Annotated in this window: 20 protein-coding genes and 1 tRNA gene; 4 read left to right on the top strand and 17 right to left on the bottom strand. The window is 61.9% G+C overall.

Features of this window, described 5'->3' with window-relative positions; all coding sequences use genetic code 11:
* Positions 1 to 50: 50 nt before the first annotated feature.
* From KBC96_11985 to KBC96_11930, 12 genes are all read right to left on the bottom strand, one after another.
* Positions 51 to 118, bottom strand: a tRNA-Pro gene (locus KBC96_11985).
* Positions 119 to 159: 41 nt separating this feature from the next.
* Positions 160 to 771 (bottom strand): XTP/dITP diphosphatase, encoded by a 612-nt coding sequence (locus KBC96_11980; GenBank protein MBP6965115.1) that lies wholly within the window; start codon positions 769 to 771, stop codon positions 160 to 162.
* A 13-nt stretch (positions 772 to 784) separates the two neighbouring features.
* The gene (locus tag KBC96_11975; GenBank protein MBP6965114.1) at positions 785 to 3,232 is read right to left on the bottom strand and encodes an extracellular solute-binding protein; all 2,448 of its coding nucleotides are present in this window, start codon (positions 3,230 to 3,232) and stop codon (positions 785 to 787) included.
* 111 nt (positions 3,233 to 3,343) lie between these two features.
* Complete coding sequence (locus tag KBC96_11970; GenBank protein ID MBP6965113.1) at positions 3,344 to 4,369, bottom strand: zinc-binding alcohol dehydrogenase; 1,026 nt, start codon at positions 4,367 to 4,369, stop codon at positions 3,344 to 3,346.
* A gap of 248 nt (positions 4,370 to 4,617) precedes the next feature.
* A complete protein-coding gene (locus tag KBC96_11965; protein ID MBP6965112.1) occupies positions 4,618 to 5,667 on the bottom strand; it encodes a Gfo/Idh/MocA family oxidoreductase in 1,050 nt (349 codons plus the stop codon).
* Positions 5,668 to 5,867: 200 nt separating this feature from the next.
* Positions 5,868 to 6,884 carry a Gfo/Idh/MocA family oxidoreductase gene (locus tag KBC96_11960; GenBank protein MBP6965111.1) on the bottom strand — a complete coding sequence of 339 codons (1,017 nt, stop codon included), beginning with the start codon at positions 6,882 to 6,884 and terminating at the stop codon, positions 5,868 to 5,870.
* Between the two features lie 24 nt (positions 6,885 to 6,908).
* On the bottom strand, positions 6,909 to 7,556 hold the full coding sequence (locus KBC96_11955; protein MBP6965110.1) for a hypothetical protein: 648 nt from the start codon (positions 7,554 to 7,556) through the stop codon (positions 6,909 to 6,911).
* A gap of 103 nt (positions 7,557 to 7,659) precedes the next feature.
* Positions 7,660 to 8,925, bottom strand: coding sequence for a DegT/DnrJ/EryC1/StrS family aminotransferase (locus KBC96_11950; GenBank protein MBP6965109.1), 1,266 nt, complete (start codon positions 8,923 to 8,925; stop codon positions 7,660 to 7,662).
* Positions 8,926 to 8,985: 60 nt separating this feature from the next.
* Positions 8,986 to 9,687 (bottom strand): PIG-L family deacetylase, encoded by a 702-nt coding sequence (locus tag KBC96_11945; GenBank protein MBP6965108.1) that lies wholly within the window; start codon positions 9,685 to 9,687, stop codon positions 8,986 to 8,988.
* 11 nt (positions 9,688 to 9,698) lie between these two features.
* Positions 9,699 to 11,078 (bottom strand): cysteine--tRNA ligase, encoded by a 1,380-nt coding sequence (gene cysS / locus KBC96_11940; protein ID MBP6965107.1) that lies wholly within the window; start codon positions 11,076 to 11,078, stop codon positions 9,699 to 9,701.
* Positions 11,079 to 11,115: 37 nt separating this feature from the next.
* Positions 11,116 to 11,931: a sugar phosphate isomerase/epimerase gene (locus tag KBC96_11935; GenBank protein MBP6965106.1), complete on the bottom strand. Its 816-nt coding sequence runs from the start codon at positions 11,929 to 11,931 to the stop codon at positions 11,116 to 11,118.
* Positions 11,932 to 11,949: 18 nt separating this feature from the next.
* Positions 11,950 to 13,233, bottom strand: a complete 1,284-nt coding sequence (locus tag KBC96_11930; GenBank protein MBP6965105.1) for a neutral/alkaline non-lysosomal ceramidase N-terminal domain-containing protein — start codon at positions 13,231 to 13,233, stop codon at positions 11,950 to 11,952.
* 191 nt (positions 13,234 to 13,424) lie between these two features.
* On the opposite strand from KBC96_11930, the gene KBC96_11925 reads away from it, so the two are divergent.
* From KBC96_11925 to KBC96_11910, 4 genes are read left to right on the top strand one after another with little or no spacing between them, the layout of a single operon-like run.
* Positions 13,425 to 14,237: a hypothetical protein gene (locus tag KBC96_11925; protein ID MBP6965104.1), complete on the top strand. Its 813-nt coding sequence runs from the start codon at positions 13,425 to 13,427 to the stop codon at positions 14,235 to 14,237.
* 36 nt (positions 14,238 to 14,273) lie between these two features.
* Entirely contained in the window at positions 14,274 to 15,095 is an 822-nt protein-coding gene (locus KBC96_11920; protein MBP6965103.1) for a hypothetical protein, read from the top strand.
* Positions 15,096 to 15,141: 46 nt separating this feature from the next.
* Complete coding sequence (locus tag KBC96_11915) at positions 15,142 to 15,954, top strand: hypothetical protein (GenBank protein ID MBP6965102.1); 813 nt, start codon at positions 15,142 to 15,144, stop codon at positions 15,952 to 15,954.
* Between the two features lie 16 nt (positions 15,955 to 15,970).
* Positions 15,971 to 17,206, top strand: a complete 1,236-nt coding sequence (locus tag KBC96_11910; GenBank protein MBP6965101.1) for a hypothetical protein — start codon at positions 15,971 to 15,973, stop codon at positions 17,204 to 17,206.
* Positions 17,207 to 17,233: 27 nt separating this feature from the next.
* On the opposite strand, the gene KBC96_11905 is transcribed toward KBC96_11910, so the two are convergent.
* The 5 genes from KBC96_11905 to KBC96_11885 form a co-directional block, all read right to left on the bottom strand.
* Positions 17,234 to 17,683: a hypothetical protein gene (locus tag KBC96_11905; protein MBP6965100.1), complete on the bottom strand. Its 450-nt coding sequence runs from the start codon at positions 17,681 to 17,683 to the stop codon at positions 17,234 to 17,236.
* A 1-nt stretch (position 17,684) separates the two neighbouring features.
* Entirely contained in the window at positions 17,685 to 17,987 is a 303-nt protein-coding gene (locus KBC96_11900; GenBank protein ID MBP6965099.1) for a DUF2089 family protein, read from the bottom strand.
* A 174-nt stretch (positions 17,988 to 18,161) separates the two neighbouring features.
* Entirely contained in the window at positions 18,162 to 19,745 is a 1,584-nt protein-coding gene (locus tag KBC96_11895; GenBank protein MBP6965098.1) for a twin-arginine translocation signal domain-containing protein, read from the bottom strand.
* Between the two features lie 13 nt (positions 19,746 to 19,758).
* Complete coding sequence (locus KBC96_11890) at positions 19,759 to 21,231, bottom strand: hypothetical protein (GenBank protein ID MBP6965097.1); 1,473 nt, start codon at positions 21,229 to 21,231, stop codon at positions 19,759 to 19,761.
* A 176-nt stretch (positions 21,232 to 21,407) separates the two neighbouring features.
* Positions 21,408 to 23,318, bottom strand: a complete 1,911-nt coding sequence (locus KBC96_11885; protein MBP6965096.1) for a Na+:solute symporter — start codon at positions 23,316 to 23,318, stop codon at positions 21,408 to 21,410.
* Between the last annotated feature and the right edge of the window lie 208 nt (positions 23,319 to 23,526).

Genomic DNA, 23,526 nt, shown 5'->3' with positions numbered 1-23,526 from the left:
CCGTTTCTTACCGCACATGCCTTCGCTACATGAGCGCATATTGAGCACGGATGTCCGCGCCGGATTCGAACCGGCGGCCTCATGCTCCCAAAGCATGCGCGCTGCCAGCTGCGCTACACCCCGGCGACACACTGATTATAGCAGTTCGATAAACATGGTTCAAGGCGCGGCAGATCTGTGGGAGAGGTAGTCCTCGAGGATGCACCTGGCCTTCTGCATCGCCTTCGCGCGGTGGCTGATGCGGTTCTTGATGTCGGAGGGGACTTCGGCCATCGTTTGGCCTGCTTCGGGGATGAAGAAGACGGGGTCGTAGCCGAAACCGCCCCCTCCAGCGGGTTCGCGCGCAATCACGCCCTCGCATGAACCCTCGACGATGACCGTCTCCCGGCCGGGAGCGGCGACCGCGACGGCCGCGCGGAAGCGGGCGGTGCGCCGCTCGTCGGGCACGCCTTCGAGGAGTTCGAGGATGCGGAGGTACTTATCGCGGTCGGCCGCCCCCGGGCCACCGAACCGATTCGACCGGACTCCCGGCTCGCCGCCGAGCGCGTCCACCTCCAGGCCGGAGTCGTCGGCAACGACAAGCATGCCGGTGATGCGCGAGACCTCCTCAGCCTTGATTCGCGCGTTCTCGGCGAACGTCGCGCCGGTCTCCTCTATTCCCGGGATGTCCGGGAAATCGCCCAGGGAGAGGACGTTCACGTCCATGTCGGCGAGGAGCGCCCTCAACTCCCCCACCTTGCCGGGATTCCTTGTCGCCAGAACTATATCCACAGGCGCATTAACCTCACGCTCCGGCCGTCTTGAACTGCAGGCGAGAGAGAATCCTCAACTGGAATACGGTGAATCCGACGACGAGCGAGCCGAGCAGCCACGCCATCGCGACCGCGTAGCCGAACTTCAGGTACAGGAACGCGTTGTACCAGATCTCGAGCCCGGCGACGTGCGTGGCGAACATCGGTCCGCCGCCCGTCATGACGAATATGAAGTCGAACGACCGGAACGCGGCGATGAACGCGCCGACGAAGTTGATGATGATCAGCGGCCGCAGGTACGGGATGGTGATGTGCCAGACCTTGCTCAGCACCCCCGCGCCATCCAGGTCGGCCGCCTCGTAGACGTCCTCAGGGACGCTCTTCAGCGCGGCGAGGTAGATGATGCATCCCGGGCCGACGTGCGCCCAGATGATCGGCAGGATGACGCAGAGCATCGCCAGCTTAGGGTCCTGCAGCCAGGTCTGTGTGCTGAAGACGGGTATCTGGGCCGGTAAATGCAGCCACGCCAACGCCGAGTTGATGTTGCCGAGCACCGACTCGTTGAAACTCGTAAGCAGCTTGTTGAGCAGGCCGGCCGGACTGGGGTTGTAGAAGAACTTCCACAGGAACATGATGACCAGCCCGGTGGTGACCGCCGGAAGGTAGTAGAGCGTGCGGTAGAGCACCTTGCCTCTCGGGATTTCGTGCAGCATCAGCGCCAAAATGATCGGGCCGCAGAAACCCAGACCGAGGTTGAGCAGCATGAATATGAAGCTGTTCATGAACGACTTCCAGACCTGCGGCGTGAAGAGCACCTCGCTGAAGTTGTCGAGCCCGACCCACGTGGTGCCGGCGACGATCTTGTAGTCCTGAAAGGCCATGAGCGATCCGCGCGCCAGCGGGTAGTAGGCCCAGATCGCTACGGAGATCAGCGCCGGGGCCATGAGCAGGAACGGCACGATCACCTTACGCCAGACGATGGGCTTCTTTATGCGGTCGAGCTTCTTGTCGTAGCCGGACTCGTAGTCGCGGGTGAAGCTCCTGATCACGGACCGGAAGACCAGGAAGAAGATGACCATCAGAGCGATGACTACCGCGAGCGCGACTCGGCGGCGGAACTCGAGGACGTTGGGGTCTATGACGCCCATCAGCTTCTCGTTGCAGTGGGCGACGGCCTTGTCGAGTTCCCGCTTGTGGTTCAGGTCGTCCTTGAGCCACGCGGCGTCAAGCGGCGGGGTCATCTCGGAATAGATGTTCTCGCAGTTGCGGCCGTAAGGCTCGGGGCGGCCGGAGCGGAGCGCCTCCTCGAGCGTCTCGGCCCAGCCCCTGGGGACCTGGCGCAGGTACTGAGTGTACCCGTACTTCACCAGGTACTTCGGCGCGATGAACTTGCCGAACCCCGACTCGGCGTAGACCTTGCAGCGGATACGGATCGCCTCGTCGCTAGCCCAGAACTTGATGTACTCCCAGGCGGCGTCGCGGATGCGCTTGTCCTTGCACTGGGAGTTGATGCCCATCATGGCGCAGTTCAGCTCGTTGCCCCGGACGCCGGTCGGCCCCATAGGCATTGGGGCGACGCCGATCAGGTTCGGGTTCACGCTCGACATCATCTGGTCGTTCATGTAGCCGAAGACCATGCCGATCTTGCCGAGCGCCCAGAGCTTCGAGTAGTCGGTGTCTCGATAGGCGACACCGCGGTAGGTCTTGCCGTTGCGAGTCCACTTCTGGCGGCCGAGCTTCTGGTAGAACTTCAGCGCGGTGACGGCCGCCTCGTCGTTGAAGACGGCCTTCCAGTTGCCGTCCTTGTCTTGCGCAACGGCATCGCCGCCGGCGGACCAGAGAAAGTCTATGAACCACCACGATGCGTGGGGACCGGCGAAGACGGCCATCCCGTACTGGCCCTTCTCGGGGATGGTGAGCCTCTGCGCGTACTCATAGAGCTCGTCCCAGTTCCTGGGCGGATGCTCCGGATCGAGACCGGCCTCGCGGAAGAGGTCCTTGCGGTACTGGAGCGTCATGACGTAGGTCTGATACGGGATCGCCCAAACGTGCCCCTCGCGCTTGATGACCGGCCAGACCGGTTCGTAGATGTACTGCGAGATGTCCTCTTCCTTCGCCCACTTGTCGACATACTCATCGAGCGGATAGAGGAACTTCTGCTGGATGTAGCTGTCCGATATGCGGAAGTTGACGTAGAGGACGTCGGGCGCGACTCCGCCGGCCATGGCAAGGAGCGGGCCGACCTCCATATCGAGCCCGGCGGCGGTGATCCCCTGGAACCCTTCGAGCTTGATCTCGGGATGGAGCTGCATGAACCGCTCGACGATCGCCCAGTTCGCCTTGTCCGGCACGCTTCGGGCTTCCTTGAGCGGGAGCTTGTACACCTTGAGGGTGAGCTGTTCCTGCTCGGCGGCGAAAGCGCCGGTCACGACCAGCAGACACACCGATATCAGGGTTAGCAGCTTTGCTATTCGGGGCACACCTTCACCTGCAAGAGGGGGTTGGTCGGGGCCGTCGAACATGTCCTATCGGTCACATCGGTCCCATGGGACCTATGAGACATATGGGACAACCCCGCACGCAAACTCAGCCTAGTACTTCAACAGAACCCCTAGGGTTTCCTTCGGGCGGTCGAGGATCTGCTCGTAGGCATCGGCTGCCTGCTCGACGGGGAGCTCGTGACTGACGAGATCGTCCACCCGCACGCGCTTCTCGGAGATCATGCGTATGAACTCACGGAGGTTACGCCCCTCCGACCAGCGCACGTAGGGATACGGCAGATCGACGCCATCGTGCTCGTAGGAGGCATCGTATCGCCCCGGACCGGCGGCGCGGGAGATGACGAACTCGGCCTCCTTGGCGAAGAACTTCGTGCGGTCTACCTCCATCTTCGTGACGCCGACCATGACGATCCGCCCGCCGAAGCGGATCATGTCGAGCGCCTGGGTGATCGGCTCGGCGGAGTCGGTGGCGGCGACGATCAGCACGGCATCGGCGCCATGACCATCCGAGGCACTCTTCACGGCGGAGACGACATCCTCGGCGGCATTGATGGTCGTGATCCCGGCGCTCGCGGCGAGCGTCAGGCGGTCATCAAGGAAGTCGCTGGCGATGGTGCGATACCCTACGGCCTGGCAGATGCGGGCGATGATCTGGCCGAGCACCCCAAGGCCGGTGACGACCGACACCTCGCCGAGCGTCAGGTTCGCGCGCCGGACGGCCTGCATCGCGATCCCCCCGAGGCCGGTGAACGCCGCGTCCTGAAGTGTCACGTTCTCTGACAGCTTGACGGCAAGGTTTCGGCCGATGAAGCACGTCCCAGCGTGCCCGCCGAACGCGGATGGAGCCCCGTAGTTCCCCACCCTGTCGCCGACCGCGAACTCGCCCGCGACGTTCTTGCCGACCGCGATCACCGTGCCGGAGTTCGTATACCCGGTGGCGGAGTCTGCCCGCTCAGGATTCGGATCCTTGCGCCGGGCACGGATGCCCATGGTCTCGGTGCCCGTGCTGACGACCGAGTATGCGGTATCCACCAGCACGCCGTTGTCGTCGAGCGCGGGGGGATCGACCTCCCGGATGACGATGTCGCCCCTGCCGTCAATGAATACTTGTTTCATATTTCGCCTCGTATCCCTACAACCGTCAGTCCTGAGTGCGCCGGTGAATGACGGCGTGTATCGAAGGACGCTCTTGTGGCACTCCCCAGGCCGTCTCTCGATACACGCTCCAGAGAGCGTACTCGAGACTGGACGGTTCTAACCGCGGAACAGCACAACCGACCTCCTAGAGTAGCCACTCTGGTGGCATAACGAGAGGCTAACCACACCCATCGCCGTCTGGAGACGCATCCCGCAAGGTATATGTCCTACAGCTTGATCGCCCTGCCCTCGCGGGAGGACTTGTATGCCGCCAGGACCGCGGCGAAAGATGCGATCGCGTCCTCGGCGGTGATCGGCGGGACGGCGTCGTTCAGGATCGCGTCGGCGAACGCCTCGATCTCCGCGCAGTAGGTGTTCACCGGGTCGGGGGTCACGACTCGGACCGCCATCCCGCTCGCGTCGCGGGTCTGCGCGGCCTCGTAGCCCTTGTCCTCGGCCGAGGAGTAGACCGTGAAGCTGCCCTCCGAGCCCTGGCCGATTGTCCCCTTCGCCAGGATGCATCCCTTGGTGCCGTAGATCTCGAGCGCGTTCTGAGCCGCCGCGTCGGGGATGCTGAAGTAGCTCTCGACGACTCCCTGGGCGCCGGACTTGAACTTCATTAGCACCAGGGCGCTGTCATCCACCGGGTAATCCTGCACGGTGGTATCGACGAAGGCGGTCACGGCCTCGACCTCGCCCAGGAAGCAGCGAAGGAGGTCGGCGCTGTGAACACCGAGATCCATCAGAGCGCCTCCGCCGCCCAGTTCGGGGATCTGACGCCATGCGCCGGGCATCTGCGGATACCAGCAGGTGAGCTGGGCGCGGGCCATGACCGGCCTGCCGATCTCGCCGTCCTCGATGGCCTTCCGAATCCCCTGGTGGCAGGCGTGGTAGCGCATCATCAGGCCGACGCTGAGCTTGACTCCGGCGGCCTTGCAGGCGTCCACGATTCGCCGGCTCTCGTCGAGCGTGAGCGCGAGCGGCTTCTCGCAGAGGACGTGCTTGCCCTTCTCGGCGGCGGCGACTGCCTGCCGAACGTGGACGTTCACAGGCGTGGCGATGTAGACCGCCTCGACCGCCGGATCGTCGAGCAGCTCGGCGTCCGATGCGTACCACCTGGGGGCGTTGTACTTCCACGCAAGCTCCTTGACCCGCGGCTCGTCCACATCCATGATGGCGGCGAGTTCCGAGTTCGACGCGGGCATTATCCCCTCGGGGATCGTGCGCCGGTCGGCGATGCCGCCGGCCCCGATGACTCCCCACTTGACTTTGGACATAGAAACCTCCTTGGGCAACTGGAGTATTGGAACCCGTCAGCCCTGAGTGTTCGCTCCGGCGAATGTATCGAAGGGCGGCCTTGTCGCACAACCTTGGGCTATCCCTGACCGTCCTTCGATACACGCGTCAGAACGCGCACTCAGGACTGGGCGGTTCCTATTCGATCACTCCATTGCTCCGATATTGCATCACTACGCTCTCATAGGATCGGCAGCTTGACCGGGCGGCCCTCCGCCGCCGAGATGTCCGCCGCGATGCAGACCTCGTGCGTCTTGACCGCATCCTCAAGGTTCACGTGCGACTCGGTGTCGGTCAGCACGCAGTTCACCAGATGATCGATCTCGCCCTGGAACGGGTGATGCGTCACGTCGCCGCTGTCCGGCAGGATCGTCGGTATCTCCGCGGGCTTCGTCTGGCCCGGCAGGAGCACCTTCGAGTAAAGCTGATTGTTCCGCAGCGTGCCGTGATCGCCGAGCAGCTCGATGTTGAAGACGTACGGCGACCGAATGTCCCAGCTCGCGGAGACCTTGCCGATCGTGCCGTTCTCGAACTTCAGGATTGCGATGATGTTCGCGTCATACTCGCATGGGCCGGCGTTATTCGAGTAGGCGGTGACCTCGGTGACCTCCGACTCGATGAAGTACCGGATCGCATCAACCGCATGGCATCCGGCCGAGAGGAGCATGCTCCCGCCGCACTCCTTCGTGGTCACCCAGTCATAGCCCATGTACCAGCGGCCGAGCGGGTGCCAGTAGTCGACCTCGGCGAGGAAGATCTTCCCGAGCGCGGGCGTCTTCTGCAGGCCCTTGATGCACTCGAAGAGCGGATTCCACCTCAGCACGAAGCTGACGACGGTCTTGACCCCGGCCTTCCGGACGGCGTCGCGCATGGCGATCAGGTCTTCGAGGTTGAGCGCGACCGGCTTCTCGATGAGGATGTGCTTCCCGGCGTTCGCGGCCTTGATCGTCTCCCCTGCGTGGAGGTGGTTCGGCGTGCAGATCGAGACGATGGCGACTCGCTCGTCCGCCATCAGCTCATCGTAGTCGGTGTAGATGGCGCATTCGAGGCCGGCGGTCTTAGCGGCCTTCTTCGCGCTCTCGGCCTTCCGGCTTCCGATGGCGACTACCTCGCAGTGCGGGTTGTTCACGTAGGCCCGAATGTGCTCACCGGCAACCCATCCCGCGCCCCACACGGCCGCTCCGAATTTCTTCTTCATTGGTTCACCTCCATGTGCGCCTTATCACGCTCTGATCACGATACAGGGCGCACTGAGTAGCGACAGATCCTGACTCCAACCCGTCCTGAGCAGCGCTGCTCCGATAAGCGAGTGGACATATTTTTCGTGGCAAACATTTGCTCCAATAATGTTGGGCAGGTTGGACGAGAATTCCTTGACGCCTATCAATGCGTCGCCCTCATGGGTGGTAGCCTTGGCGACACCATTGATGAATGCCTCCCAGAGGAACAAACCCGATGGTGACTCCTCGAACTTACCCCAGTCGAGAAACACAGGCACTGTTTCGTGCAGCAATCTTCTGACTTCCTTCAGCACCCAGACAGACTGCACGATTCCTGTTCCCATGGAGCCACATCCAGGACCTGCACTCCATGGGGCGACTCTCCGTTTGCCCCCCTTGTCTGCAAAAACCTCGCAGTCCCTGCACTTCGTCAAGTCCGATGCTTTCTCGCGAACGGCAACAAACAGTGGACATTCGAGACCCAAAGTGACCCGAAGTCCTCTGTTAAGATCCCCTGCCAGCGAGGTCACTAGCTCTGCCGGGTTCTGCGAACTGACCAGGTTCCCCTGCAATCCCCTTGCCCAGGCAAAATTGCCCGCGGCGACCGATCCAATATCTATGCAGTAGATTGCCAACTCGTCGCTCGTCATTACCTAGCCTCTGTTCCCTTCTGAGCATCGCCTAGCCTATCCAGAGGCGGTGTCTTGGCGGTGACAGGAACTGCTCCCAAAGCATCAGCGGTAACCGTGTTGTCTACTTCGCGTAGGCTGATGCGATCTTGGCGACGGCCTCGGCCGCGTCGGACATGTCGGACTCGCCGAGGGTCGGGTGGACGAGCAGCCAGACGGTCTGCGCGCCGATCTTGACCGCGGTCGGGCAGTGGACCTTGTTGTAGTCCACCTTCCCCTTGTACCACGGGCATTCGAACGGGCAGGTGGTCTTGCCGTAGCCGACCATCTTGAGGAAGACTTCCTCCTTGTAGTTCTCGGGCGGGACGCCGGCGGCCGACGGGATGCCTTCGGCCCTGAGCGCCTGGATGAACTCGTCGCGCGTGCAGGTCAGCGTCTCGGGCTTCACCTTGAACGCATACTTGTAGAATGCGTGCTTCACGTCCGGCGACTCGTACGGCGGCTCGACCTGCGGGATCTGCGCGAGCTTGGCGGAGAGGTAGTGCGCGTTCGCACGGCGCTTCTCGACCCAGGCCGCGAGGCGCTTCACGCACTCGATGCCGATGACGTTCTGCATCTCGGTCATGCGGTAGTTGAAGCCCATGCGGTGGTGGATGTAGGGATAGAGCGCCTCCATCTGCAGGAGGTCTCTGCGCTCCTCTTCGTAGTAGCCGTGGTCCTTGAAGCTGCGGGCGATCTCGGCCATGTACTCGTCGTCGGTGGTGACCGCGCCGCCCTCACCGCCGGTGGTCATGATCTTGTCCTGGCAGAGGCTGAACGCGGCGATGTCGGCGAGCCCTCCGACCATCTTGCCCTTGTACTCCCCGCCGTGAGCCTGCGCGGCATCCTCCATAACCTTGATGCCGTGCTTCGCCGCGATGGACTTGATCGGGTCCATGTCCGCGGGATGGCCGTGCAGGTGGACGGCGATGATCGCCTTGGTGCGCTCGGTAATGAGCGACTCGACGGATTTCGGGGCGATATTCCACGTCTTCTCCTCGACGTCGGCGAAGACGGGGATAGCGTTCTGGTGAAGAACGGCGGCTGCGGTGGCAATGAAGGTGTAGCTGGGTACGATGACCTCGTCACCGGGGCCGATCTCCAGCGCCGCGAGGGCGACGTGCAGGGCGCTCGTGCCCGAGTTCACCATGACGGCATGCTTCACGCGGCAGAACTCGGCGTACATCTCCTGGAACTTCATCCCGCGGAATCCGGTCCAGTAGTTGACCTTGCCGCTGTCCAGGACCTCCATGACGGCCTTCTTGTCCTCGTCCCAGAAATGGGGCCAAGGCGCAAACGGTGTGTTTCGAACGGGCGTCCCCCCGTTGATCGCGAGCTTGGATGCAGACATTGTGTATCCTCCTCAGATAAATGGGACCCATAGGACCTACACGACCCATGTGTCCTAGGGCTATGGCAGCAACCTCTCCGTGCGGAGGCGGGGCCAGCGGTCGCAGACCCGGAACGCCTCGGCGAACGGCACTCCGCACTGCTGCCCTCGATACTTCGCACAGGTCGCGATGAAATCGGTTATGTCAAGGTTATCGTGCTCCTTGAGCCAGACGACCTGGCTCTGGTGGCACTCCATCATCGCCTTCTTCATCTCGATGAACTCGGTCACATCCACGTACTCGCCGGGCTGGAAGTCCACGCCGGCGACGTTGTCCATGTGGTAGATCGGCGGAACCTTATCGTGCGGCGGCTGGGAAGTATTCCAGTTCGGGAGCGTCGCGTGGAATGATGCGTCGTACACCAACTGGCCGACGACGACGTGATCCGGCATGTAGTCCGTCGGCGAGTGGGTGATGATCACGTCCGGGCGCGCGGTCCGTATCATATCTATGAACAGTGCGAGCGTCGGTCGGTCGTTGAAGATCTCGCAGTCGGGGATGCCGACGCAGAGGCTCTCTGCGCCGATCCGGCTCGCGGAGAGCTGGGCTTCCTTGCGCCGGAGTGCGGCCAACTCCTCGTTCGGTATATGGAAATGGCCCTTGTCGCCGGTGCAGGCGTGGCACATGACGATCTCATGGCCCTGACTCGCGTACTTTGCGAGCGTGCCCGCACACAGGATCTCGATGTCGTCGGGATGCGCCCCGACTGCCAGTACACGCATTGTTGACCTCCTCACTTCCGCTTGACCCGCGGACCGTCGGGCGTGTCCTCGACGATGTATCCCTTGGCCGCAAGTTCGTCCCTTATGTGGTCGGACGTGGCCCAGTCGCGCATCTGCCGCGCGACCTCGCGCCCGGCCACCAGCGACTCGATCTCCGGCGGGATCTCGGCCTCGGCCGGGGCCGCGCGCTCGACGAGATCGAGCCCCAGAACGCGGTCGAACGAGACCATCGCATCGTAGACCTCTCTGCCCCCGCCGCCGCGGGAGTTCACTTCCTTGATCAGAGTGAATACTGCCGCGAGGGCGACCGGGCTGTTCAGGTCGTCGTCCAGGGCCTCACCGAACTCGTTCTTTGCCCGCTCGACTGCGTCCTCCATCCCGCCGGACTGTTCCCTGTCGAGGCGGCCCATGAAGTCGTAGAGGTTCTCGACAGTCGTCTGGGCGGCATCCATCGTCTGCCAGGTGAAGTTCAGCTTGGACCGGTAGTGGGCCGAGATGCCGAGGTACCTGAAGGCCAGGGGATCGTACTGCCGGGCGATCACGTCGCGCAGGGTGTGGAAGTTGCCGAGCGACTTGCTCATCTTGCGGCCGTCCACCTGCAGGTGCTCTGAGTGGAGCCAGTAGTTGACGAACCCGCAGCCGCAGGACGCCTCGGACTGGGCGATCTCGTTCTCGTGATGCGGGAAGATGTTGTCCACGCCGCCGGTGTGGATGTCAAACGGCTGGCCGAGGTACTTGCTGCTCATCGCCGAGCACTCGATGTGCCAACCGGGGCGTCCCTTCCCGAGGTCGGTCTCCCAGAAGACGCTCCCGTCGGCCTCATCCCAAGCCTTCCACAGGGCGAAGTCGGAGACCTGCGCCTTCTCGTACTCGTCTGAAGCGACGCGCGCGCCGGACTTCAGTTCGTCCATGCGGAAGTGCGATAGCTTGCCGTAGCCGGGAAACTTCGAGATATCGAAGTACACCGAGCCGTCGTCGGCCTTATATGCCAAACCCTTGTCGAGCAGCGCCTTGATGATCGCGATCATCTCCGGGACGTGCTCCGTGGCGCGGGGGTAGACATGCGCGGGCAGGACGTTCAACGTGTCACGGTCCTCGAAGAAGCCCTCGATGAACGGGGCCGTGTACTCGTTGAGACTGATATGCTGAGTGTTCGCGCCGCGGATCGTCTTGTCGTCCACGTCGGTGAGGTTCATTACGTGCACGACCTCGAAGCCGCGATACTCGAGGTGACGGCGCAGGAGGTCCTCGAAGAGGTAGGTCCGCCAGTTGCCGATGTGGGCGTAGTCGTAGACCGTCGGCCCGCAGGTGTAGAGACGCACCTTGCCGTCCTCGATCGGCCGGAACTCGTCCTTCTCGCGGGTCATGGTATTGAAGTATCTTATGGGCATCTTGGCCTCCAGATGGGACATATGGGACGGATGGGACCTATGGGCCGAATACCGTTCTCAGGTACGCCAAGCTGTCCCTGGCGATCGTCACGGGATCGGGCTCGTAGTCGAAGACCTCGACCGAACAATACCCATCGTACGCGATCTTCTTCAGCGCTCTCGCGATCTCGACGAAATCCGTACCGCCGGCGCCGGGTCCTCGGCCGCTCGCGTCGTTCACGTGGACGTGCATCGCCATTCCGTCCGCCTCCTCGATGATCTCCGGGAGCGGGCGGCCGTCGTCGCTGATCGCCTTGGTGTCTATCATAGTCCGGAAGTGCGGTTTTCCGACCTCGCGAACCATGCGCAGGGCGTCGGTCACCGTGTTCACGAAGTCGGTCTCGCGCCGGGCGAGCGCCTCGATGCACAGGTATGCGCCGACTTCCGCCGCCGTGTCCGCGCAGTGGGCGAAGGTCTCGCATGCGTATCCCCACGCCTGATCGTACGTCAGGTCGGGGTGGACGCTCCGCTGCTTCGGCGAACCGAAGATGAGCACCCTGCCGCCGAGGTCGCCGCAGAACCGGATCAGCGCGTCGAGGTAGTCCCTCGTGCGCCGGCGGACATCGGCGTCGGGGGGGTTGATGTACAGCCCCTCGGGCTTCACAAGGAGCCAGTGGAGGCCGACGACTTCGATCCCGCTGTCGGCGGCCGACTGCACGATCTCCCGGCGGCGGGCAGGAGTGATCTCCTCGACCGAATCGGCGAGCGTGAACGGAGCGATCTCTACTCCGTCGTAGCCGATCTCCTTCGCAGCATGGAAGACGTCCTCGATCTTCCAGCCCTGGAACGTCTCGTTGCAGATGGCGAACTTCATGACAGTGAGCGCATTATATCATATCCTGAGCAGCCGGGCGGAGGCTTCGAGGATCACATCCTCGACCTCGGGCTTGAACATCTGCTCGGCGTAGAGCTTGTAGGCGAGGTCTACTTCGTAGCCGCCCTCCGCGAAGGCGTACTTCGCCGGGACGTAACCGACGTTGCCGTTCGTATAGCCTGAAACAGTCACATGCGGACGCATCTTCTTGAGGGCTAGGGCGTAGTCCACGAAGACCTCGCCCGGGAGTCCGACCAGATGTGCATCATCGATCGACATTCGCTGGATCTCGAACGGGACGCTCTCCCGGCCCCTGCCATCCATGGCGAGGACCGTCTCGGCCCAATCGTGATACGCCTGCTGGATATGCTTCTCCCCCAGCGGGATATCCTTCGACAGCTTCTCATTGGCGTCGCGGATCGTCTGCTCGGCCTCGTCCCGGCTCATCGGCGGCTCGAGCGGGAGTTGGACGGTCTCGGACGCGATGCTGATCTCGGCGTCGCCCACCAGCTTGATCCCCGGAATCGCGCCGATGGCCGCCTCAGCGACCTCGCCCCCTGCCCTCTCGACTTCCTCGAAGGTGCCGCGGTAGCGCGGGTTGATGTTGCCGCAGCAGCCCTGAAGGAACATCGCCTGCCCGCCGACCTGTTCCTCGATCATGCGCTGAGAGACGCCGGGCCAATCCGCTGAGACGAGCCGGTTGTCTCCGCCCATGACGACCGCATGGCAGGCGTAGTTGAACAGGGTGGCGAACGGCTTGCCGCTCTCGTCGGTAAAGTGCCAGACGCCGACCTCGTTGTCTACGGCGCCGTCGGGGTTCTCGCCGAGGTCTATGCCAGATCCGCTGCGCGTCTGGCGGCGGTTGATCGCCATAGTGGACTGCCCCGAGCCAAACCCGAATTTCACCGGCCGGAGGTTCTCCGACGCGGCGGCGATGACCTCGACGATCCAGCGCAGGAGGCTGCCGACGTAGCCTTCGACCGCATTTCCGCACGCCCGGATCGTCTGGGAAGCCGGTCCTGCGTGAGTGTGAGACGCGCCGACGAGGATGTTCGCCTCCGGGATGCCGGTCCTGCCCGACGCTTCCTGCCGTATCCATGCGACCTGCTGGTCGTTGAGGCCGACGAGATCGAGGGTGACGATCGCGGCCTTCGTCTTGCCGTCGTCGAGTACGATCGCCTTCGCCTGGAGGTCGTCGTGGACGCCGACGTTCCCGGGGATTCGGCCTGCATAGCCGCAGAGGTCTATGCCCTCCGGTGGGGTGATGACGGTTCGCGCGATTCCTGCTCTGAGGTTGCCCATGGCGCTTCTCCTTCGTGTGAGATATCCACGGATACGGTTGGACGCGGCGCGGGGAGTTTCCTGTAAGACCGCCGGATGCGCAACCTGGTGATAGTACCAGTTCTGCCGGCACTTAGCATGATTGGCCCGTTTCTTGCACGGTTGAGCTTGTAAGAATCAGTGCGCCTTACGCAACACCCTGGGAGACGAACATGCTGAAGACAATACGCCTTGTGTCTGCCATCACCGTGGCCGCAGTCCTGCTCATCATCTCCGCCCGGCCGCTCCTCGCCGTGGGCCGAACGACGCCGGTCGAGGTCGTTAACACGCCGATGGTGGGCATTGACCCCAACAACAGCACGGTCAAGGCGGTCCAGGTAGAGCCGTGGTACATGAACATCCTCGGCACTCCCAACTTCAACATCGCCAACAGCCCGACCGTGAAGATCGACGGCACGACCAACACGGTCAAGGCGGCCCAGAGCGGGACCTGGAACGTCGGAGTCTCGAGCATGCCAACCGTGAACGTCAACACGCACGCCGTGAGCCAGTCCGGCACGTGGAACGTCGGGTTGACCGGCACTCCATCCGTGGCCCAGAGCGGCACGTGGAATGTGGGTATATCGAACGCCGCCAACACCGTCAAGGTACCCGCCGTAGCTCAGGTGATTCAGCTCTGGACAAACGGCACAGACGTTGCCCCGGGAGCCATGCTAAGCTCTCCGCTGATCTATACCAGCGGATTCCGCCGAGCGCATTTCATCATGGTATGCACTCCCGCCAGCGACCAGATCACCGCTTCACTTCTCGCCAGAATGGGAGATGGAGTTGTTGCGGAGATAGGCAAGGCCAGATGGCTTTCCGCGGCGTCGGGTTTTGCGCAGGGCGGAAGCTTTGCCATGGAAGCGCACGTCCTCAGCTTTTCATGCGACGTGATTTCAGATCTGTATCAGATACGCATCCGGAACGGCAGCACCCTGACAGCCACAATCTACGGTACCAGCTATGTGTATCTAACCGACTGATGCCACGGAGGATGCGTCACACGACAGGAGACAAACATGCGTAACATCAAACCTCATATGTATCTTATCGGTTGCCTTGTTGTTCTATCGGCGATCGGGGCAACACCGCTGTGGGCAGTGTCCCGGACGACGCCGGTCGAGGTCACCAACAAGCCGTTGGTGGGCATTGAGTCCGGCAACAACGTCGTTCAGGCAGTCCAGTTGGACCCCTGGTACATGAACATCCTCGGCACGCCGAACTTCAACGTCGCCAACAGCCCGACCGTGAAGATCGACGGCACGACCAACACGGTGAGAATCGACGGCACCACAAATACAGTCAAGGCGGCGCAGAGCGGCACGTGGAGCGTCGGCCTAACTGGCACGCCATCGGTGGCCCAGAGTGGGACGTGGAACGTCGGTATCACCGGGACGCCCAGCGTGAGCGTCTCGAACACCCCGAGCGTGAACATCGCCAACGCTCCGAGCGTCAGCGTGTCGAACTCGCCAACAGTTAAGATAGATGCGACGACGAACGCGGTGGATACCCCCACGAAGCACAACTCGGTTCAGATATGGGCCACGAATCAGACGGTTCCGACCAGTTCCAACATAGTGTCACCAGCGATCAACTGCGCCGGCTACGACGAGTTGAGATTCATGTTGTATGCGAACACCAGTTCAGTGAATCTCACGGCGTACATCATGTTCAGCACACCGTCGGGCACATTCCTGACAGTGAAACAGGTCGCTTGGTCGCCCCTCGTCGTGCCGATTACGTGCCCGGTCTACGGCGATACCTGCAAGATTGATATCTACAACAGTACCGGATCGAGCGTCGTGATCTACTATCAGAGCTGCGTCTACATGGTGAACTGACCTGTGTGACAGGGACGCCTCGGACTTTCTGCAGAAGGAGATGGAAATGCAAAGACTAGCATATACTCTACTGATCACAGCTTGCCTGATTGTGGCATGCCTGCCGGTATGGGCGGTGTCCCGAACGACGCCGGTCGAGGTCACCAACAAGCCGCTGGTGGGCATCGAGACCGGCAACAACGTCGTTCAGGCAGTCCAGTTGGACCCCTGGTACATGAACATCCTCGGCACGCCGAACTTCAACGTCGCCAACAGCCCGACCGTCAAGATCGACGGCACGACCAACACCGTCAAGATAGACTCGACCACCAATACCGTCAAGGCGGCGCAGAGTGGGACGTGGAGCGTCGGACTGACCGGTACGCCCTCCGTCGCTCAAAGTGGCGCGTGGAACGTCGGTATCACCGGGACGCCCAGCGTGAGCGTCTCGAACACCCCGAGCGTGAACATCGCCAACGCTCCGAGCGTCAGCGTGTCGAACTCGCCAACAGTTAAGATAGATGCGACGACGAACGCGGTGGATACTCCGACGAAGCACAACACCATTCAGCTCTGGGCGACCGATACGCCCGTGCCGAACAACTCCTCTGTGGCCGCGCCGTCGTTCAGCACAGCCGGCTACAGAGAGATGAGAGTCGTGCTGTGGCCGAGCGGCTCAGGAGCAGGCCTCACGGCCTATGTTTCGTTCCGAACTCCAACCGGTAACTTCGTGTCTGTCAAGGTCGTACCTTGGCCTGGCGGTACGATCAACGCATTCATGTGCGAAGTCTACGGTGACACCTGCCAGGTAATGGTCGGGAACAATCTCGGCTTCAGCATCAACATCCTGAGCCACAGCTACGTGTACCTGGTGAACTGATCCGAGGAGGCATTCCATGGAACGCAGAACAGCGATACTATCCTTGATGATGCTCACTTGCCTGCTCGGCATCGCGCACGGAGGGGCGGGATACACGGACCCCACCGCGTTCCAGCACGACACCGGTGAGTTCAACGTCCGGTACACGATCAGCTTCGACGACCTGACGGCAGGGGCGGACGCCACAGAGCGCGGGATCACGATGATCAACGCTGAAGGCCTTGCGTCAGACGGAGCAGGCTCTCAACACCTCCAACCAATCGCCGCGAATGTCTTCACTCCATACAGCGCTCCAAACGCACTCGGCGCGGCGGCGGACAACCAGTTCCTCGCGGGCAACAGCGACAAGATAACCTTTACCTTCGCCCGTCCTGTGTACGCATTCGGCCTTTATCTGGTAGGCAATCCGAGTCCAACCGGGGACCCGCCGATACCGTTCTGGCGGATGCGCAACGACCTGGGGGCCGAGGTGCTCAGCGACACGGAGCCGATCAGTTCGCTCGATCACGGTAACGACGTGTATTTCCTCGGCATGATTAGCGGAGATCCCTTTACGCAGGTCGAGTTGTGCTCCGACAACGATCCGGCTGCGGTGTTCAGCTTCAACGTTGACAATGCCATCTGGTGTATGAACGCGTACAAAGCAGACCTCGCGGGCGCGAAGTCCCTGCCCACCGGAACCGAGATCCTTATCTCGGATCTGATCGTGACGCGCGTACACTCGGACCGCTTCAACATCGAGAGGGCCGACCGGTCGTCGGGTATCGCGGTATTGGGGACGGGCGCGCTCCGGAACAGAGACGTGAGCCTTCTGGGCACCATCGGCGTAACCAGCCCCGACCACGAGCGAGTCATCAACCTGACGCAGATCATCAGCCAGACGGCTTCCACCGGCCTGCGGCCCCTTGGGATGACGACACTCGCCGTGGGAGGAGGGGCGCCGAGCGGACAGCAGATCGGATGCGTTGGGAGCAGCGGCCCGAACAACATCGGCCTCGACGTGAGCATTTCGGGACTGGTCACGGAGGTGGCCCATGACCTCTCCTGGATGACGGTTGACGACGGCGCCCGTCGAGACAGCGGAATGGGGTCGTACGGGGTCCGGGTGGTCGGCGCGATCGGAGAGAGGAGAGTCGGTGAGTACGTGAAAATCAGCGGCTCCGCCTCGCTCTTCTCAACGACCTCGGGATACTACCCGCTCATCCGCGTGTCACATATCAAGGACGTCCGGTTGCTCACAGTCGAACGCTAAACGCCGGAAGAACATGCCCATTCGGTTTCACGCCTGGCCGCAACCGGCGCCGGCATCCTGAGCGTCCATCATGCGCATCTCGACATCGAGGTACCTCGCCCTGACCACGGGAATGAGTCCTCCCATGACGACGGTGCCGATGAACCCGACCAGCAGCAGGGGATAGGAGACCCAGAAGGGCTGCTTCGAAAAGAGCGCGACGACGCCTGCCAGTAGAGCAACGGCCGATGCCGCCACGAACGCCAGCATCGTGCCCATGACGAACCCTCGGGCCTTCCCCTTGGGCGCGAGCCAGCCCATCAGCGCGCCGAGTATGCCGCAGAGCGTACCGAATCCGCCGCCTATGAGGCCGGCCCATTTTGCGGCCCACATCGGGCTCCACCACTGTCCCGTTACACCTTCCAGACTGGACCCCCCGGAAGCCCAAGCGGGCGATGCCGCCAAGACCATGCCGACTACGATGATCACTCTATTCATTCTACTCCTCCACACCCTCCTTGTGGGCCGCAAGCAACTGCTTGAGCGTGCCCATGTCAATGCGTCCCTCGGCGTATATGCTTCTCAGGAGCCTCTCGAAGCCGTCGGTTATCTCCGTGCTGTCCCAGACCCTGATCTTCTCGATCAACCTGTCGAGACGGAGGCGTACCGTCGGGTAGGAGATCCCGTAAGACGCGGCGAGCTCCTTGAGAGAGCCGGAGACCAGCACGAAGCGCTTGAGGAACATCAGGTCCTCGTCGCTGATGCAGTCAACCCACCTTCGCTCTCGGTCACTCACCGCCATGGGGACGATCCTTTCAGTTTCATTCAGGTCTGGTTTGATTTTACCACAAATGAAATAAAAGTCAATATGAATTATTTGTAGAATCATGGGTCGCCGGGACCGGGAGGGTGAGGGTTGACAAGAGGATCAGGTGCGAGCGTGCGCTCGCACCTGCCGGTAGGTGGAAGCGGGCGCCTATGAGAAATCCACCCCGTAGACCGCGCCGTCGGTGTACTCGAACCGGAGACGCAGGCACTCGAACCGATGGTCGGCTGTCGATGCCTTATTCCAGCGGAGCACGTGGGCCTCGCTGTCTCCCTGCACCGGGAGCGAGTCCATGAGGTGGAAGCCGGGGAGCCTGCGCCCGAACGCATCGCACAACTCGGCCCTCAGCGAACCCCGGATGTCGGCGTCAAGTCGGATCGTCTCCCCGGACGGGAAGAACGGCTCGGTCATGAACCCGCCGGGAGTCGGGCCGGCCGCCATCCCGACGAAACGGTTCTTCGCGAAGGAGACCGCCATCGGCGCCGACCGATACGCCTTCGTCACGTTGTGGGGAACGGGAGTCCCGCTGTAGAGGGTGAGCCATCGGTCGCCCAGATCGATCCACGACGCGGCCGCGTAGATGCCCATCTTGTCGAAGCCGTCATCCGAGCGGGAAATCCATCCGCCGCGCACCGGACGCTGCCACTTCCGACCGTCGCGGGAGAAGCACAGGTCGGTGTCCATCGTCTGCATGCCGTCCGCCACGCGGTAGTACCCCAGTCGGCCGATCATCCAGTCCTCCAGCCGCAGGACGCTCAGGAAGTAGAACTGCAGGTCCCACGGGTCGCGCTCGTCCGGCATGATGATGAGTTCGGCGTCGCTCCAGTTCAGTCCGTCCTCGCTCAGCCGACGGTGGATCAGGCGGTGGACCCCCGGCGCGTTGTCGACATCGACTCGCCGGTCGGGGATCGCCGGGTGCAGCCACACGGAATAGCACTCATAGCGGTCGAGCTCGGCATTGTAGTGGATATGCGTCGAGTCGTTGCTCCAGAGCCGCTTGCGCCGCAGGACCTCTTCCTTCGGCAGGACGACTTTGACTGCCTTCTCGGGGGCCAGTCCTTCTGCAAGCTCCCAGAGACCGCCGTCAGCGGGATGGAACAGCGCCGGCTTATCGACATCCAGGACGCGCCACCGGAGACCGTCGTCGCTCTCGGCGACGAGGTACCGCAAGTGCCCTTCCCTGTGCTTCCAGAAGTACATCCGGAGTCGGCCGTCCCGCATCGGGACGATGTTCGGCAGGCCGATCGAACTCTGGTCGCCAGGCAGGTTGTCGAACCGGACGAGGTTCGTGTCCTTTCCGTCAAGAGCGACCTGCCCGAGTCGCACGGGCGTCCAGTTCAGGGCGTCCCTGGACTCCCAGAGCGCGATGCCCATGGACCGCTGGTCGGATGGGCGTACCGTTCCATAGCATGTATATGTGCCGTCCTCCCGCTTGAACGGGTCGCCGAAGTCTATACAACCCCAATCCGGTCCGCCGTCATCTACCCTGCACTCGAGCTTCTCCACCGGCGCGTAGACGTGCGTAACGCCGTATGCTCTGATCGGTTCTTCGAAGAACAAGAGCCTGCGAGACACCTCCCCATTCGCCAAGCGAGCGTCGGGAACCGGAATCATCTTTCTACCTCCCTGCTCTACCACGGGCGAGCCAAGAGCAAATGCGCCGGAGAGACCCACAGACGCAACCCCGGCGAGCGTGCCCTTCATGAAGCCTCTTCTGCTTAACGGTTTGGTCATACCGTCCTCCAGGCTACCTCGCCAGCCAGATCTTGCCGTCATCCTTGGCCGTGTCAACATCCGCCGGCAGATAGGAGTACAGATCCGCGTTCTTGAGGAAGAATCGGACCTTCTTATCCGCGCCGATCCACTCGCCTGCGAACTGCTTCGTCTTCCACTCGATAGTGCCGCGGACCGAGTCGCCCTTGAAGGGGATGCAGCCATCCCGCCCGAAACCTGGGACGACGTTGTCGTTCCGGTCGAGCAGTTCGGCGACGACGTAGCCGCTCGAGGCGGTCCGTGCGTTGACGGTGATCCGGGGGGTTCGAAACACTTCGCGGCGGCTGATCAGCCAGCCCTCTCTGACTCCCGCCCTCATGGAGCAGAAGCCGTCGAGCCGCAGAGTCGCGAGGCCGATCGCGCCTTTGACGTCCTTGTAGTAATCGTGTATCCTGTCGAACCCGCCGTAGTAGAAGTAGAGCTTGTCGCCGACGACCACCGGAGCGCGCGCCGTGTAGATCATCCCCGAGTCGAAGCTGCCTTCCGGTCCCAGAGGGATGAAAGGCTTGCGCTCGGGTGTGCGCGTCCAACTGATCAGGTTCCAACTCCAGGCCATCTGGACATCCACGGTACGCGGACTGCCCTCCTGAGCCTCGTGCATCTTGTTGGCGTTGTCGTAGACGCCGTACTTCATCCATCGCGCGTGGTAGATCCAGGGCAGGCCGATGTACGTCCCCTGGTAGGGAAAGACCGGCATCCCGTAGATCTGCGTCGCGTCCGGGTCGAGATCATCAGCGCCGAATACCGCTCCCTCTATCGGCTTGCTCCAACTCATTCCATCCTTCGAGAGCGCGATTCCGGCCGCCCGATGCCTGCGGTCGGCGGTCTTGAAAGTCGAGACGAAGCGCTCCTGGTATGGATCGTAGAAGAAGTTGACTACGTCCGACGAGCCGAACAGCTTCTCGTCCGGCGCGCGGGTCTGCCAGAGCAGCCCATTCTTCGATGTCGCCATGTGAGCGCCGACCTTGCGGCCGAAGCCGTACATCACCCACGTATCGTCCGCCGACTTGAAAACGCTCGGGATGTGGAAGCTCTCGTTCATCTCCACGATGTTGTTGGCCTTCGATCCGGCGTATTCGAAGATGCCGAGGTTGGGCTTCATCCAGCTGATGCCGTCGGTGGATTCGGCATAGCAGACGTATCCGCCGGAATCGCCGCCGATGCACTGATACCACATCTTCAGCCTGTCCTCATCCCACATCACCGTGCCGTAGACGTACGGGCCCCAGCCTTCCCATGCCTTGTCTTTCGGGACGACAGGGTTTCCCGGGTACTTCTGCGCAGAGTAAAAGACACGTTTCAGCCCCTGCGACGCCTCGGTGACCATCGCATCGAGGAACAGCCGTCGAAACGGAGGCTTCCCGGCGATCGTATTATCCGTCTGAGCGAACGAGTAGCTCTGTGCCGCAGAGCCAATCATCATCGCAATAATCAACAACACACTCACTGATACTTCCTCCGCTACCATCTACTGGAACACCCCACAAATGAATCGGAACACTGTCGTCCGTGTTTCGCAAGACGGACTCCTGCCGCATGTCGGAGCGACATGGCTACCGACAGCCGCCGGCGTAAGCATCAGTATCGCGTCAACCGGCGGCCGCGGAGATCATCTTCAGGTTCTCAGGTCCCATCGCTTCCCGGGGCATAGGTCGGGGCCGGGGACTCTTTGAAAACCTCTGCATCCCATTTGTCATCGCTGAGCCTTCGGGAAATGAACCAGCCGCCCGCAACAGTCACGAGCAGGAGCGGGACTCCTACCTGCCAGGAGCCGAGTATGGTCTTTCCGATGCCGTAGAGCGCGCAGTATATCGAGACGATCCCCACGAGGTAACTGACAAGGTTGCGGCGCATCGCGCCTACAGGGGCCTCTTCACCAACCTTGGCACGGATGTGCTTCCATCCCGGCCCGCTGGGACGCACCTGCCTGTAAAACTCGATCAGCTTCTTCTCATCGACGGGCTTGGTGAGCGCAGTCACCGTGAGCCAGGAGATCAGCGAGACCGGAACGACAACGAGCAAGGTCAGCGGGAACTTCAGTCCGCTGAGCGTTGTGAGCGTGCCGCCGAGCCAGTGCGGCATCGATGCCAGTTCTGCCGCCGTGAGGTACTTCGCTGCAAACCACGGGCTTGCGAGAATCTGCAGTGCCGATGCCGTCAACAGCGAAGCTATCATAGCTGTGAGTTCCGACCAGGCATTCACGCGCCACCAGTACCAGCGCAGGATATAGACCAGTCCTACGCCGGCGACGACCTGGGTGAGCAGCGCCCATGCGCCGACAATCGAACTCAAGGCCATGGTCATTCCGGCGCCGCACAAAGCTATGATCAATGTAGCCACCATCGAGGCGCGCACATAATGCCGCTCCGTGGCCTCTCTCTTGATGAACCTCTTGTAGAAATCGTTGATCAAATATGAAGCGCCCCAGTTCATCTGCGTGTCAACCGTGGACATATAAGCAGCCAGGAACGACGCGAGTCCGAGTCCAAGCAACCCGACCGGAAGGACGTCCACCATCACCTTGATATAGCCCTGCTCGGGGTCGGGAAGCACTCCCGCCGCGTTCGGCAGGTAGGGGAACTGCACGGCGGCCACTAGACCGACCACGATCCACGGCCAGGGTCGTATACAGAAGTGCGCGATGTTGTACCACAGGTAGCCGAGCATCGCATGTTTCTCGTTCTTCGCCGCAATCATTCGCTGGGCGGCATATCCTCCGCCGTCGGTGTTCCCGCTGGTCCACCACTGCAGTCCGATGTAGACCAGGAAGAAGCTCAGAGGCATCATGGCGCCTTCCAGTGTGGAAGCCGTAGGTATTATCGCGGTCATGGATGCGACCTTGTCCGGACCGTAGATCTCGACAGCCTTGCTGAGAACTGCTCCCATGCCTCCCGCGTTGACGAGCGCCGCTATGGCGACGAAGATGGAAATGGACATGGCGAGGATGAACTGGAAGAAGTCCGTAAGCATGACGCCCGTCAGCCCGACGAGCGCGGTGTAGACGAAGGTCAGCACGAAGCAGAACCCCACCGACCACAGCTTTGTCTCCAGGGTATCCGGCAGGCCGAGTGTCACGACGATGATCTTCGCCATCGCCAGGTTTACCCAACCCATTATGAGGCAGTTGTATGGTATTCCGAAGTAGAGCGCGCGGAAGCCACGGAGCACGGCGGCCGGCTTTCCGCTGTATCGGAGTTCCACCAGTTCGGTATCGGTGAGGATATTCGCCCGACGCCAGAACCGCGAGAAGAAGAACACAGCAGCCATTCCCATCAGCGCACCGTTCCACCAGTACCAGTTGCCCGCGATACCCTGCTTGGCAACCAGTCCGCTTACTGCGAGAGGCGTGTCGGCGGCGAAGGTGGTGGCGACGATGGATGTGCCGAGTATCCACCAGGGAGTGTCCCGCCCGGATGCGAAGTACTCCTTCACCGAAGTCTGGGATTTCCTCGAGTGATAGAGCCCGATTCCGAGGGCGAAACCGACGGATGCGACGAGAAGCACCCAGTCAATATAATGTAGATGGCCGGTCATTGGCAGTCCCTCCATCGGCGGTCTGGCAGCCGCCTACTACTTCTGCCGAGCTTTGCATGAAGGTGTGAAACTCCTCATTCCGTACGGAGCGTAGAATCTGTCCTCGTTGCCGGAGATTCTTCACTCTGCTCAGAATGACAGCACCGTCACATGGTTATGCAAGGCTCAGCAGGAAGAAACATCCGGAGAACAAACGTCTCCGGAGATG

This window comes from Armatimonadota bacterium (assembly GCA_017993055.1).
Lineage (GTDB): Bacteria > Armatimonadota > UBA5829 > DTJY01 > DTJY01 > JAGONM01.
Note: the sequence above shows the minus strand (reverse complement) of the source record. Positions and strands in the feature narration are given on the sequence as shown.

Bases quoted from the DNA above. Each gene is read 5' to 3' on its own strand.
- KBC96_11970 (MBP6965113.1), bottom strand. From the start codon at position 4,369: ATGAAACAAGTATTCATTGACGGCAGGGGCGACATCGTCATCCGGGAG.
- KBC96_11965 (MBP6965112.1), bottom strand. From the start codon at position 5,667: ATGTCCAAAGTCAAGTGGGGAGTCATCGGGGCCGGCGGCATCGCCGAC.
- KBC96_11960 (MBP6965111.1), bottom strand. From the start codon at position 6,884: ATGAAGAAGAAATTCGGAGCGGCCGTGTGGGGCGCGGGATGGGTTGCC.
- KBC96_11955 (MBP6965110.1), bottom strand. From the start codon at position 7,556: ATGACGAGCGACGAGTTGGCAATCTACTGCATAGATATTGGATCGGTC.
- KBC96_11950 (MBP6965109.1), bottom strand. From the start codon at position 8,925: ATGTCTGCATCCAAGCTCGCGATCAACGGGGGGACGCCCGTTCGAAAC.
- KBC96_11945 (MBP6965108.1), bottom strand. From the start codon at position 9,687: ATGCGTGTACTGGCAGTCGGGGCGCATCCCGACGACATCGAGATCCTG.
- cysS (MBP6965107.1), bottom strand. From the start codon at position 11,078: ATGCCCATAAGATACTTCAATACCATGACCCGCGAGAAGGACGAGTTC.
- KBC96_11935 (MBP6965106.1), bottom strand. From the start codon at position 11,931: ATGAAGTTCGCCATCTGCAACGAGACGTTCCAGGGCTGGAAGATCGAG.
- KBC96_11930 (MBP6965105.1), bottom strand. From the start codon at position 13,233: ATGGGCAACCTCAGAGCAGGAATCGCGCGAACCGTCATCACCCCACCG.
- KBC96_11925 (MBP6965104.1), top strand. From the start codon at position 13,425: ATGCTGAAGACAATACGCCTTGTGTCTGCCATCACCGTGGCCGCAGTC.
- KBC96_11920 (MBP6965103.1), top strand. From the start codon at position 14,274: ATGCGTAACATCAAACCTCATATGTATCTTATCGGTTGCCTTGTTGTT.
- KBC96_11915 (MBP6965102.1), top strand. From the start codon at position 15,142: ATGCAAAGACTAGCATATACTCTACTGATCACAGCTTGCCTGATTGTG.
- KBC96_11910 (MBP6965101.1), top strand. From the start codon at position 15,971: ATGGAACGCAGAACAGCGATACTATCCTTGATGATGCTCACTTGCCTG.
- KBC96_11905 (MBP6965100.1), bottom strand. From the start codon at position 17,683: ATGAATAGAGTGATCATCGTAGTCGGCATGGTCTTGGCGGCATCGCCC.
- KBC96_11900 (MBP6965099.1), bottom strand. From the start codon at position 17,987: ATGGCGGTGAGTGACCGAGAGCGAAGGTGGGTTGACTGCATCAGCGAC.
- KBC96_11895 (MBP6965098.1), bottom strand. From the start codon at position 19,745: ATGACCAAACCGTTAAGCAGAAGAGGCTTCATGAAGGGCACGCTCGCC.
- KBC96_11885 (MBP6965096.1), bottom strand. From the start codon at position 23,318: ATGACCGGCCATCTACATTATATTGACTGGGTGCTTCTCGTCGCATCC.